13 protein-coding genes are annotated in these 13,657 nt (G+C 33.5%); 12 read left to right on the forward strand and 1 reads right to left on the reverse strand.

Annotated elements, in window-relative coordinates:
* Positions 1-11 precede the first annotated feature (11 nt).
* From JOE44_RS10095 to JOE44_RS10110, 4 genes are all read left to right on the forward strand, one after another.
* On the forward strand, positions 12-401 hold the full coding sequence (locus JOE44_RS10095; RefSeq protein ID WP_209785487.1) for a hypothetical protein: 390 nt from the start codon (positions 12-14) through the stop codon (positions 399-401).
* A 96-nt stretch (positions 402-497) separates the two neighbouring features.
* Entirely contained in the window at positions 498-2,786 is a 2,289-nt protein-coding gene (locus JOE44_RS10100) for a cation:proton antiporter (RefSeq protein WP_245169753.1), read from the forward strand.
* A gap of 103 nt (positions 2,787-2,889) precedes the next feature.
* On the forward strand, positions 2,890-3,381 hold the full coding sequence (locus tag JOE44_RS10105) for a hypothetical protein (protein ID WP_209785488.1): 492 nt from the start codon (positions 2,890-2,892) through the stop codon (positions 3,379-3,381).
* 27 nt (positions 3,382-3,408) lie between these two features.
* Positions 3,409-3,951, forward strand: a complete 543-nt coding sequence (locus JOE44_RS10110; protein ID WP_209785489.1) for a hypothetical protein — start codon at positions 3,409-3,411, stop codon at positions 3,949-3,951.
* Positions 3,952-3,959: 8 nt separating this feature from the next.
* Here the strand turns inward: JOE44_RS10110 and JOE44_RS10115 are convergent, their stop codons facing one another.
* On the reverse strand, positions 3,960-4,607 hold the full coding sequence (locus JOE44_RS10115; RefSeq protein WP_209785490.1) for a hypothetical protein: 648 nt from the start codon (positions 4,605-4,607) through the stop codon (positions 3,960-3,962).
* Positions 4,608-5,053: 446 nt separating this feature from the next.
* Between JOE44_RS10115 and JOE44_RS10120 the strand changes: the two genes are divergently transcribed.
* The 8 genes from JOE44_RS10120 (at position 5,054) to JOE44_RS10155 (ending at position 13,629) form a co-directional block, all read left to right on the forward strand.
* Positions 5,054-6,076: a LysM peptidoglycan-binding domain-containing protein gene (locus JOE44_RS10120; protein ID WP_209785491.1), complete on the forward strand. Its 1,023-nt coding sequence runs from the start codon at positions 5,054-5,056 to the stop codon at positions 6,074-6,076.
* A gap of 1 nt (position 6,077) precedes the next feature.
* A complete protein-coding gene (locus JOE44_RS10125; protein ID WP_209785492.1) occupies positions 6,078-6,929 on the forward strand; it encodes a PAAR-like protein in 852 nt (283 codons plus the stop codon).
* Between the two features lie 3 nt (positions 6,930-6,932).
* Positions 6,933-9,452, forward strand: coding sequence for a M23 family metallopeptidase (locus JOE44_RS10130; protein ID WP_209785493.1), 2,520 nt, complete (start codon positions 6,933-6,935; stop codon positions 9,450-9,452).
* Between the two features lie 5 nt (positions 9,453-9,457).
* Positions 9,458-10,390 (forward strand): hypothetical protein, encoded by a 933-nt coding sequence (locus JOE44_RS10135; RefSeq protein ID WP_209785494.1) that lies wholly within the window; start codon positions 9,458-9,460, stop codon positions 10,388-10,390.
* A gap of 31 nt (positions 10,391-10,421) precedes the next feature.
* Entirely contained in the window at positions 10,422-10,913 is a 492-nt protein-coding gene (locus JOE44_RS10140; RefSeq protein WP_209785495.1) for a hypothetical protein, read from the forward strand.
* Positions 10,914-10,994: 81 nt separating this feature from the next.
* Complete coding sequence (locus JOE44_RS10145) at positions 10,995-11,846, forward strand: hypothetical protein (protein ID WP_209785496.1); 852 nt, start codon at positions 10,995-10,997, stop codon at positions 11,844-11,846.
* A complete protein-coding gene (locus JOE44_RS10150; protein ID WP_209785497.1) occupies positions 11,847-12,473 on the forward strand; it encodes a hypothetical protein in 627 nt (208 codons plus the stop codon).
* Positions 12,454-13,629 carry a hypothetical protein gene (locus JOE44_RS10155; RefSeq protein ID WP_209785498.1) on the forward strand — a complete coding sequence of 392 codons (1,176 nt, stop codon included), beginning with the start codon at positions 12,454-12,456 and terminating at the stop codon, positions 13,627-13,629. Before JOE44_RS10150 ends, JOE44_RS10155 begins: the two co-directional genes overlap by 20 nt.
* Positions 13,630-13,657 lie beyond the last annotated feature (28 nt).

Below are 13,657 nucleotides of genomic sequence, written 5' to 3' on the forward strand. Positions count from 1 at the left end.
TTGATTTTATAATGAAAAACTGTTTCTATGCTGCAGGAATTCTCATATCCGGCTTGTGTTTTTCCCAGGAAACCTCTTCAACACTGAAGGTCTCATTTTTCGACGGAATAGCAGTAGCCGGATATGTAGATGATGGTGCTTTTATCAACTTTACCGGCCCCAATGTAAGCCTTACCCACAAAAACGTAAAATTCGTATTGGGAATGCTTCCTTCTCTTAGAATTAAAGAAGACCATTCTTCCGGAACTAAAAACAGTCCTATTATGCCTACTTTAGGTGCGGGTCTTACTTTTGTATATAGAAAGATAGCCCTTCAGATTCCTGCTTACTACAATACCAAAACGGCTGATCAGAATGGCAGCTGGAAAATAGGAATCGGGCTCGGCTATTCTTTCAGATAGATTTTATTACATTTTTTAGAACATTCATTACATTTTAAAAAAAAGAATATTTAACATAACTATATTCTTATCAAATTTGCATAAAATATTGGAATCATGAATTTGGGGAAATACAAAAATATTATCTTTTACATCAGTACCATTGCTTTCTTTTCCTGCATTATGTACTGGTTTTTTATTCAGGGTAAAACACTGGAAATAGGAGAAAATATCACTCCGAGCAAAGCTACAGGAGCTACAATGTGGGAAAATTTCGTAGATTCTTTTCTGACAAACCTTCATCATCCTTTAGCACTTCTTCTTATCCAGATCGTGACCATTATTCTGGTAGCCAAACTTTTCGGATGGATCTGTATAAAGCTGAAACAGCCTTCTGTAATTGGTGAAATGATTGCAGGTATTGTTTTAGGACCGTCACTTTTCGGATTGTATTTCCCGGAACTTTCTGCCTTTATTTTCCCTAAAGAATCGCTTCCTAATCTACAGTTTTTAAGCCAGATCGGCTTGATTCTCTTCATGTATATTGTGGGAATGGAACTTGATTTGAGCGTTCTTAGAAAAAAAGCACATGATGCCGTGGTGATCAGCCATGCAAGTATTATTTTCCCTTTTGCATTAGGGGTTGGGCTTTCTTATTTTATTTATAAAGAATTTGCACCGGAAGGAATTCAGTTCAGTTCCTTTGCTTTATTTATAGCAATTGCAATGAGTATTACAGCATTTCCGGTTTTGGCAAGAATCGTTCAGGAACGAAATCTTCACAAAACAAAAATAGGAACTGTTGTCATTACCTGTGCCGCCGCCGATGATATTACAGCATGGTGTATTTTAGCAGCAGTAATTGCGGTGGTAAAAGCTGGATCTTTCTCCGGATCAGTATTCGTTATCTTAATGGCCATTCTGTATGTATTCATTATGATAAAGGCGGTAAGACCTTTCCTGAACAGAATTGCCGAATCACAAAAAGGAAAGGGGTTCATCAACAAATCGCTGGTTGCTATCTTTTTCCTGATTCTGATTATCTCTTCTTATGCAACAGAAGTTATTGGTATCCACGCTCTTTTCGGGGCATTCATGGCGGGAGCAATCATGCCGGAAAACGTAAAATTCAGGAATCTTTTCATAGAAAAAATAGAAGATGTTGCACTGGTTTTACTATTGCCTCTGTTCTTCGTATTTACGGGGTTAAGAACCCAGATCGGGCTATTGAATGACCCTCACCTTTGGAAAATCGGAGGACTGATTATTTTAACAGCCGTTACCGGGAAATTTGTAGGAAGTGCTCTTACCGCAAGATTTTTAAGAATAAGCTGGAAAGACAGTCTCACCATAGGTGCTTTAATGAATACCCGAGGGCTTACAGAACTAATCGTTCTCAATATCGGTTATGATTTAGGAGTGCTGGGCCCTGAGCTTTTCGCAATGCTGGTTATCATGGCGTTATTTACAACCTTTATGACAGGGCCGTGCCTGGATTTTATCAATTACCTTTTTAAAGGAAAAAAATCAATGATTGAAGAAGATGAACAAGAGGATAATGATACAAAATACAGAGTTCTTCTCTCTTTTGAGACGGCAAAATCAGGAAGTAAACTGCTGAAACTGGCAGATAACTTTACTCATAAAATGAACGGGAACAAAAGCGTAACGGCGATGAATATTGCTCCTGTAGATGAACTTCACGCCTTCGATATAGAAAATTTTGAAAAAGAGCAGTTTAAAAATGTCATTGAAACCTCTCATGAGCTTCAGCTTGAAGTAACTACCCTTTTCAAAGCTTCTACAGATGTTGAAAGTGACCTGACCAATATTACCAATAAAGGAAATTATGATCTTCTTTTGATTATGCTGGGAAAATCTATGTATGAGGGAAGTTTACTGGGAAGATTATTAGGATTTACCACCAAAATCATTAATCCTGAAAAATTATTGAACACTGTAAAAGGAAAAGGGAATATTTTCAATACCTCTCCTTTCGATGATCTGACGCTTCAGGTTTTGGATAAATCTACTATTCCTGTAGGTATTCTTGTTGATAAAGAATTTATAACAGCGGACAAGATCTTTGTTCCGATCTTTAACCTGAGTGATTTCTATCTTCTTGAATATGCAAAAAGGCTTATCAATAACAACAATTCACAGGTTATCATTCTGGATGCAGCAGGACAGATCAGGAACAATATTGAGGTGAAAGAGCTTATCAGAAGTATTGAACAGGTAGCACCCAATCATATCACCCTGTACAAAGAGAAAAAGATTGAGAAAGAATTTTTAAACTCTCAGGATCTGATGCTGATCAGCAGTAAAAGCTGGAAAAACCTGATAGACACGAAAAGTCTCTGGCTTTCTGATATCCCATCCACCTTAATAATATCAAATCCATAACACAATAGCACACCGATATTTCTATTTCTATTTGAAGCTGTAAATATTATTCGTTGTCTTTAAAGAAAAAACGGGTATATTTATAGCTTCAATTTTTTGGGACATGCTGATTAACAGTGAAAATGGAGTTATAGAGCTGGAAACCTTTGCTACCACACTTTATAAAGGAATGAGTATTGATCAGCTGAAACAGACTGATTTTTATAAAGAAAAGTATCATTCGATTTGGAATGTAAAAACCGGATATTTTTGGTATTATTTTAAGAGTATAGAAATTACAGGCTATCAGGTATCTTTCAGTGTATGTTTTTTCGGAAATCATTTGGATATCATTCATATGAATACCTGGGAAAGCAATGATGCCAAAGACTGGAAGGATTGGACAGAAGAAAAAGAAATGAAGGTATTCCACAGGAACAACACATTTCTGACACAGATTCTTGAAAGGCCGCCCACCCAAAAAAAGAAAATACCTTACCCAAGCTGCACCTTCAACTTTCCCTGGGGAAATGTATGGTCGGTCTACGATCCGAGAAGTGCCAGCAGCCTAATGGGAATCAATTGGAATGAAGAGGAAAAAACAAATAAAAAATAACTTATAACCAAAGAATAAGATAATACTATGTGCCGATACTCCATGATGGTTTACAAAGGTCATTATGCCTGTTTCAACTGCCAGAAAACATTCAAACGACGCCTCTTAGCAGATGCGAACCGAGATTCTAAAACCTCGGTAGAAGCCAAATGTCCGGAATGTGGAAACCTGATGGCCAATATGGGACTTGATTTTAAATCACCGGCAAAAAATGATGATAAACAGTGGGCTCATATCAGGGATTTGTATACTGTGGGAATCACGTTCCATTCCTGCGGATGCTCTGGCCCGGGATATATTCCTCAGGATCGCAAGGCTATTATTACTTATCTGGAAAAAATCCGTTCCGAATACATGCATGCTCTGGTATTCTGGAGATACCGTATAGAGCCTGAAAATAAAAAAGAACGGGAACTGGATTATCAAAAAAACAGCTCACACCTATGGGCAGTCAGCCGGAATGCTTTTAAAGAAACGGTGACCAATCAGGAAGGAATTAATTATTGGCTCAAAAGAATCAATGAGGTTGAAGAAAGACTTAATATTATCAAAGCTGATCAACAGAAATAAGGTAAGTATTATTCAGCCAGTTTCAGGAGTCTTTTAAAATCCTCTGTTATACTTTTCTCTTGTTCGGCCGGATAGTCTGCACTGATAGTAAATCCGCGCCCCGCAGTATTATTGATCAGAATTATATTTCCGTTTTCAAAATAATTCCGGGTTAAAGTAATTTCTGACTTCTTAAAATCAAAGGCTTCCGTATCCTTATTCTCTTTCATTGCTTTGGTATCATAAAAAAGCGGTCGGTTATACCTGTATTCTTTCTCCAAAACAAAAGATAACTGTCCATTCAACAGATAATATTCTATCAGTACCTGCCCCATTTCTCCGTAATGTCTGGCGATCACTTTTTCCAGGTTTTTATGGGTGTAATAAAATACAGCTTCCCCTCCTTCTGCTGATTCTCCTTCAATACTTCTATTTTTGACAGAAGTCCATTTTGTCATTGAGTTGATTCTTTTAAAATTGGCCTGAATAGGTTTCAACCGGTCTTTTAAATCTTCAGTTTTGGCAGTATCATTTTCGTTAAATGTTTCTTTAATTTTTACCGTATCTTTTGCTTTAGTGGTAAAAAAAACAGAAGACTGCTCTCTAAATTCCTGAGCATTTCCCAAACTTAAACCAGTCAATACAATGAAAACTCCGTATAAAAATCTATTCTTCATATTTGCTTTTTTACAGCTTTAAAATTAATAATAACTTTTGTTTGTATGGTATATCATGAAACCACAAAAATCACAAAAGTTTCTTATTTGCTTATTTTAAGTTACAACTCAAGCTTTAAAAACCATTATAAGAGCTGAGATTCCTACGGAATGACAAACTGTATGGATAAACCATCATTCCAATTATGTCATTCCGTAGGAATCCAGCCGCATTAAACCAATAAGAAAGCATCAACAAAAACTCCCATCCTGACTAGCATCACAACTGAAGACGTAAAAATCCCCCTTCTCTGGAGGGGAGCGAAAATTCAAAGAATTTTTGACGGGGTGGTTTTGCGTGTTTCTTAAAATTAAAGTCGTAATTCTACTACAATTTCTAAAATTTAACCCCTAAAATTAATTTCAAATTGAGTTTTTTAATAGCTTTATAGGATAATTCACATTGAATGGAAATTGATTTCTTACAATATCAGGTACGAAATGGAGACACGCTGACCTCTATTGCTTCCCGGCTGGGCATGACCAGTGAGGAGCTAAAACTCTTTCACAATTCTCATTGTCAAAAGATGGATACAGTCTGGTTTGAAAATCTTAATGACGTTAAAAAAATCTATGTTCCTACTGATTTCAAGACCGAAGCGCAAAAGGAAAAGAAAAGGAAAGAAAATCTTCCTGCTCAGCTATCAGATTCTTTTTTTGCTAAGACCTATACTGTTCAGGAAACGTTTGAAAGTCCGTTCGAATCTCCGGTTAACATTCATTATACGGTTCACCTTGATCTTCACAAAAACAAAAATACAGATCAGTACATCCTGAGCTATCTTCAGAAAGATTTTACCTCCAAGGGAAATACACCCGATGATAAAGTAAGCAGTCTTTCTATTGCGTGTATGCAAAGCATTATGCCTCTTGAATTTATAATGAATAAACAAGGCACAATCACAGGATTTGCAGACCATAAGAAAATGGTAGAAACATTTCCCGGAAAGCGCAAAGAACTTGAGGAATTTTACGTAGGCGAAGTTGCTCAAAACTATATGAATGTGTTTGAAAGAGGTATTCAGGATGAATTATTTTTATTGCAGCAATTCAAGAGTAAACTCTTATTTCAGACGTTATTTCCGAAAACAGACTGGTTTCAGAAGAAAACAAAGTGGAAAGAACCTTTTTATCTTTTACAAAACTCATTTCCTATACAGTGTGAAATCAATACTGATCAGGAAAATGAAGATGAAGATTCTGTTTTGACCATTTTAAAGGGTAAAATCATTGAATTATGTACGTCACAAGAGATCATGCGGGGCATTAAACTTCAGAAACAGGCTTCTGAACCTGCATCAGGAACTATTATATTAGAATACATCACTCACAAAAAAAATAAGAATCTTCTTCAGGCTAAAGCTTCGGTTGCACTCAATCATGAAGAAGAGTTGATACACCAACATCACATCAATATAACACAAGGATAATATGAAAAATTATGTCACACAAAAAGGCGATACATTCAGTTCGCTGGCCCGGCAGTTTAAGCTGAAAAATGAGGGCATTTTAAAAACCTATCATAATCTCCACTGCCCGCCGGAAGATGTTATGCAGGAACCTGTTCCCGGAAAAACGATTTATATTCCGGAAGATCCACAGCTTATGACAAACGAAACTCAGAATCAGGATATTTCAGACTCTTCACAGGAAGAAACTACAGATGAGATGAGCTCCGGTGAAGAAAATGCTCCGGAAGAGCAAACAAAAAACGAAGAGCAATCATCTGAAAAAACGGATCAGCAATCCGATAAAGAGAAAAAGAAAGATACAAAAGAAGACAGCGGCTCCACTCCTCATGAAGGAAAATATTTCATTGTGCAAAAAGGAACTGTACAGTGTAATCAGGGTTTCAAATTTCCAAAATTTAAAGTTACCAGCCACCAGAAACATTACTGGAATGATGAAGAAGGAAATGCCGATTATCTGGCAGTAACAGAGGATGATCTTCAGCTTGATCCGGCTGCACAACCGTTTGGACAATGTAAACTTAAACCGACTTCCGGAGGATATCTTCCCTGCGCCTATGCTCCTGCAGGAAAATGGCAGAAAACGTATGAGAAAGTAAAAGTCATGGGAAAAAGCTGCCTTACAGAGATTTCAGAACTCATGTGCAGCACAGGAGGGAAAATCACCATTCTCAAACATGGCCAGCAAAGTGAAACCAGCAAAAGTCAGGTTGGGAAAGCGAATACACAGGAACAGCAAGTCTACAACCCTGTTGTAGATTTTGATGCATTCAAGGAAGATACAAAAGGTACAGACGAACTTTATTACAGCTAAGCCATGACAGGAAATATTATCGGGAATCAGAATCCTATGGTAGGAAAAACCTATCCCTACGAAATACAACCTTTCGGCCTTTCATTCGGGTTGAAAGGAGAATATGAATGGCATCTTTATAAGAAACAAAAAAACGGAACCTGGAAAGACATCACCAGCCAGCCTAAAAAGGGAGAAAAAGTAACCTACAAATTTGGAGAAATAGCACTGGGAATAGAATTTCAGATGAAAGTCTATGAAAATAAAAAAGGGATTTTACCCGGACTTCCTGCTACCAAAGAACTGGTTGGTACTTTTATACTGATTCCTACCAGTGATAAAATTTCAAAAATAGATAAAGTAATCCTTTTTAACAGAGGGGCAAAAGATGTCAATAAAGCCAGCTATCGTGATACTCTTATCGCACAGGCTCACTGCATCGCCATGTTCAATAAGGAAATAGAATTTCACCTTTGGGAAGATGATGCTCCAGGCAAAGGCCATGATCCGGTCATCAATAAAAATAACCGTCATACCCGCAGCTACAAAGCACGGGTGAATGAAAAAGGGATTGCGGAAGTGTCAATTCCTCTGATGTCTGATGAAAAAATTCTTCGTCAGGTAGCCAATCAGTTTATGATGAGAGGTGATAAAAATGAAGGAGCCCATCATGAATACTATGTTACGGCAACTTACTCCGGGAAAATTCAGGGAGCCAGCCAGGTGAATGTAGGTGTGGCCAACCCGGATTATAAAGGGCAGCCTCAAAATCAGCCCAAACCTAAGCCACAACCTGAGCAACACACTCCAAAGTTCACGCCCGCACAAGGAAGAGGTCCCAAGCAGCCTGATCCTAAAGGGAATATTATAGAAGCTGTTTTCATTGATGATACAGGAAAAGAGCTTTCCAAAGTAGCTGTAGGAGATAAAGTGAGGGTAAGAATTCACTCCAAAAATATGGTGGGGAAACACATCCAGTATGTAGTTTGGGAATATGACACTACTTCCAACGATGAAGTTTACAGAAGTGGAAATATTAAAATTCCTGCCGATGTATGTGACACTTCAGGGTTTGTCATTAGCAAAGATATTTTTGGAAAAGGAATAGACTCTCGTATCGGCGATCCGGATGCAGATAAACAAAACTATTTTATAGAAATTATTTCCAAAGAACTATCCGCAGAATCTCAGAAATTTGGGGTAAATTCGGAGGGCTTGATGGAAGTGGAAAAGGTGAAGAGTGCGGCGGGGGTGCAGAAAACAAAGAAACCTGAGAAACCAGGAAGTTGTATATGCCAGGAACAATATAAAGACTTAGTTTGGGGTGAAAAAGTGAGTTGTGAGTTTAGAAAGAAAGTAGTACAAATATGTTCTGAATTATGGGGCGAAAGTAGAAAAATGGAGATGGCAAGTGGGTTAATGGCTGTAATGAATGTAGAAACAGCAAGTTCATTTAAAGCTCACCAAATAATGGGTCAAACTTTAAAGAATGTCAAGGCCATAACAAAAGATGATTTCTGGCTTATTCAAAAAGATAAAAAAACGGGAAAAGAAGTTCGTACTTCACGAGCAGTTGGGTTAATTCAATTTACACAATCTGCATTACAAGCAATTGGAGAATTTAAATCTGGTAGCGGCTTCGATAAATTACATGAAGTAAAATTACGTTTTGCAACAATGGGAGAAATTAAACAACTTGATTATGTTAAAAAATATTTTGAACCTTCAAAAAGTAAAATTAAAACCTCAGAAGACATTTATTTACATGTATTTGCTCCTAAAGGTGTAAATCAATCAGATAATTATGTTTTATATGAGAAAGGGACTATTGAATATACTCAAAATGAAAGTGTTGATAAAAAAAGTAAAGGAATAAATAAAGGAGATGGTAAGATTCAACGTTCAGAAATTTTAGAAAGATATCATGATAGCTATGACGAAGGAAGTACTCATAAAACACAAAAATTTAATTGTAATAGCTCACCTGAGAAATCAGATGAAAAGCAAACATCAAAATGCCCAGAAGATTGTTCACAATGCTTTGAATATGATGATGTAATAGAAAATCCAAAATTAAATGACCAAAGTAACAACGTAAACAAAAATAGATTTCATAGAACTCCTAGGTACAATAACAAACATCCTAAAGGATATTATCACACAGGTACAGATATCTTAGCAAATTTAGACAAGGAATTAAAATCAATGCTTTGTGGAGAAGTTGTAGAAGCCCTAGACACAAAAGGAGATTTAGGAAAGATTGTTACTATTAAATCTAAAGATAAAAATGGTAAATTTATCTGGATAAGATATTGTCATTTAAACTCATATTCTGTATCAAAAGGACAAAAGATAAAACATGGAAAAGTTTTCGGTAAATCTGGAAATACAGGGAATGCAAAAGATATTTTACCTCAATACTATCATGTTCACATTGAAGCATCAACGGATGGCGTTTTTTATGGTGGAAATACACGTGTAGATCCAGAACAATTTATGAAAACAAAATTTGATGAAACTGTAAAAGGAAATCATATTAAATAATAAGAATGAATAAAATATTTTTAATAGTAATTGCATTTGTTACCTTACAAAGTTGTAATGGACAAGAAAAAAACAAGGTTCAAAATTCTAAAAAAATCGATAATTCTCAAAAAGTTCAAATTACAAACCTAGATGAGAACTCTATCAATTTTCTAGATGCAAAATACCAAGCAACCGGTTTTTTCATTCCAGATATCTCCAATCCCTATCCAACATACACTTATTCAGATAAAAAAATGGGTGTTTTCAGTGTAGATTTTATCGGGAAAAGTAATGAAGCTCAATATTTTTGGAGCCCTAATAATTCGAAAGGTTTTTTTTCGAAATCTAATAATCCTGAAAATGATGCCCAAAATTCAAAAGCTATAAAAAACCTCATTAAAGAAAATAATTATTATGTAGTTGCTTCTTATTTACCTAGTGAATTCATCACTTATACAGGTGGAGAAGATGGAGAATTTGAACCAAAACAAAATGCAAAAACAACGTTCTATTTATATGAAAAGAATAAATGGAAACAAATAGGAGAAATTGAGACTTCAAAGATTCCAGAAGATATTTTAGCATTTGAAACCAGTCTTATTCAGAAAGAGGTTCTTAAAAATCTTAAAAACCATTCATCAACTTATGATGGTACTCATTCTACTTCAGTAGAAACAGAAGCTACAACAACAGGTATGGCTTCTATTTCATATGAATTTGACATTAAAAAGAGTAATATATTCTTATCACTAAACACATATAAGGAGTCCAACCTGTGTGAAGGTAAATATATAGGTATCGAAAAAGACAATCAATTAGAAATATATTATAGTGGTGATCAATTAAATTGTGTAGATATTGATCCGAAATTTATAATTAAAAAAGATAAAACTCAATTCTATATAAAAGGAGTTGGAGGAGAATCTACTAATAATGAATGGATATTGATGCAATAAATCTAGTTGACACAATCCCATAAACCAAATCATGAAAAACTTTTTAATTTTATTATCATTCATATCCATTTCGTGCACAGATAATCAAAAAGGAAAAGGCTGTGTATTGAAGAAAGAAAAAAAAGATGATCTTAATACTCAAGTTATTGAATCTGATTTACAGAAAATTGGAGGAAGTATTTCATCATCAAAACAACAGATTTCTATCCCATCAGGAGAATATTTTGCAACCAACGAGAAGTTGGATGATTATGGAGTTTCATTGAAAATTGAGAAAGATTCTATCGTTTATACAGAATCTGGAAACATGGGGAAAATGTATAATCAATACCTACTTAAAGAAGATAAGACTGTTGATGGAAAAATCTTTTTAAAATATTCACAAGTGATTAATGGATATACAGGTGATGCAGATAAACCACTTTATTTCAGTACTCTTCGATATGATAAAGGTAAATTATTATTTGAAAGCGAATACACGGAGAAAAGATACGGATTAAAAAATCTAATATTAAAAAAATAATTATTAAAATTTAGTCTATCTAGGGAGTGTACCATTCTAATAAGACTAAAAACTCCTAGGATTCTAAAATAAACACAAATAATGAAAAAATTTACGGCTTTACTACTTTTTATATTCTTCTTTTTCAGCTGCAAAGGCCAGGATAAAGATGAAAAAAAGAAAATAGATACAAAAGTTTATGTTGCCAACTGTAAAGGCGAATATTCTACAAAAGAAAAATTAACTGAAAGAGACAAAGCATGGTCTCTCAATAATAATGATATTGAAAAAATCATGAATTTATCAGTTCCTATTACTGAAGAAGAATGGCATTTTTCATATCCGATTACACCATGTAATATTAATATAAAAGGTTATTTATATAAAGGAAAAAAATATGACTTACAAATTAATGGAGGTTCATATATTTCTTTTTTTGATGGAAAAAAAACACAAATCTTAGGATGTGAACTACCGGAATGCAAAAAATATTTTCTCAAATCTAAAGAAAATATGGAAGAAGAAGATCTACCCTCTTCTTCTAATTCAGAATCTACACAAACTAAAAATTATAGAGTTAACTTTAATAAAAGTGATAAAAATGACATCGTTTTTATAGAAAAAAATATAAATGACTATACTTTAAAAGCACAAACTGATAATAAAGTATTTTTTACCAAAAACATTAGCTGTGATTTTATAGAAATAGATACTAATACAAAAAACAAACAAGCTTTCAATTTAATCTTGGGTTACACTGATCAATATCAAAATACGTCTCGGAAAATAGTTATACCAGTATTTTTCAAAAATAATGATTTATTTATTGAAAAATTATTCATTGCAACGTTGGGAACGAGTGCTAAAACAGGCGAGGAAGAGTGGATACAAAAAGAGATTTCTGAAAAAACATCCCTTAAACAACTTGGTTTGGATAAAATCCTATTAGAATAAATGAAAAAAATAATTCTATTATCCTTACTTTTCTTTATTAACTGCAAAGAGAATAATGTAAAAACTATCGATACAATTGAATCACAATGTGAAACATTATACTTTGATGATGATGATATTGGGGACAAAGCCGAAGCTAGGGCGAAACAAAATTCAGAACTCTCAAGTTTTATTTTATCCATCTATTTATCTTCTTTGAACAAAACGGTTGAAATCCCCATTATAAATAATAGTATTCTATATAACAATGCTGAATCAGATTATTATTTAAGTGATCCTATTATTAAAAATAAAATCATTACCATTCGAGTAGATTATGCAGATCTAGTTACAAAACCAAATATTTCTGGAGAAAGAAAAAATCTAATTGAAAAAATAAAATTTAGATATGATTCTAAAAACAAAAAAATACAGGTTATTGGATATGATCTAAACTATACAAAAGCTAGAAAAAAATACTCCAAAACATTTAATTTTATTACAGGTAAGTTTTATTCTTCATCATCCTTTGATGGTAAAAAAGAAGAGACATCTGGTTGGGCTTCAGAACTTCAAAACATATATATAGAAAATTGGAATAGTGATTTTATCGGTAAACTTTTACTATATGGAAATGAAATTGAATAAAAACACAATGATGAAACCCTTTTTAATTCTATTATCACTTATATTATTTTCATGTTCAGACAAGCAGAAAAACAAAACAGCCGAAAATATAAATAACGATATAGATTTAATAAAAAAACATATGAAGCTTCAAGAAAAAATTGAGCTTTCTGAAAATGATACAAATACATTAAATCAGTATAAGCTAACAGATAAAGACCTAGAATTAGGTGGAGAATTAACACTGCAAGGATTGAAAGAAAATGGCTATCAAGTTCCTGAAAAGAATTCTTTTTCACAGCAAATTAAAAATATTTTTGAAACCCAGGAAGATTGTTCTTGTACCTCAATAAAGGAGCATCAAAATTTCACTACCTATTTTGTCAATCCATCACAGGAACAAAATATTAAACAAACAGAATTTGATTATACTTATGACCATATATATGTTTATTCAAATCTTAAAATTTTATCTGATCTACCTCTTTTAAATGATATTGCGGAAATAAAGAATAATAATTTAAAAATAAATTTAAATCAAAATATTATTGCTAGAAACAAATATTTATTTAATAATAGTAAAGGAGACTTAGCTTGGTTATTAATTCATGATAAAGATTTCTTGAAAACATTACTTATAAATTTTGGTTTTGATAAAGAAGAAAAAATAAATGAAATAATTCTAAATGATTTATTTCAGGAATATTCCAAAGAAACACCGGAATCTTCTCAAAAAATAGGAAATATTTTATTTGTAAAAAATTGTGAAGGAAAACTAAGCATTAGAAAAAATTTACTTAAGTATATAGAAAAAAATACATCTAAAAATAATGATAAATACATCTCTGCTTTATCAAATTATGTAATTGATATACTTTATAATGATAGTATAAAATCTCCATTTTCACCTGATGAGAAGGCTGAGATTGTAGCAAATATCTCCAATATAGAAATTCCTGCATTCAATCAATACAAAGGATTAAGCACAGATTCTTGGAACTCACAAGCTACTACCCTATCCTATCTTCAAAATAAAAACACTATGAATCACCCTGAAGTACTAGAGATTTTAAAAAAACACAACTATTTTGGTTATCCATTTTTAAAAAAATATGTTGAAAGTGGTGACCTACAAAATGAGAGTACAACTCCACCCCAAGATAATGATTATCAATAACATTATTTAAATTATTAATAGGCAATTT

It is taken from the genome of Chryseobacterium sp. PvR013, from assembly GCF_017833095.1.
Classification (GTDB): Bacteria; Bacteroidota; Bacteroidia; order Flavobacteriales; family Weeksellaceae; genus Chryseobacterium; species Chryseobacterium culicis_A.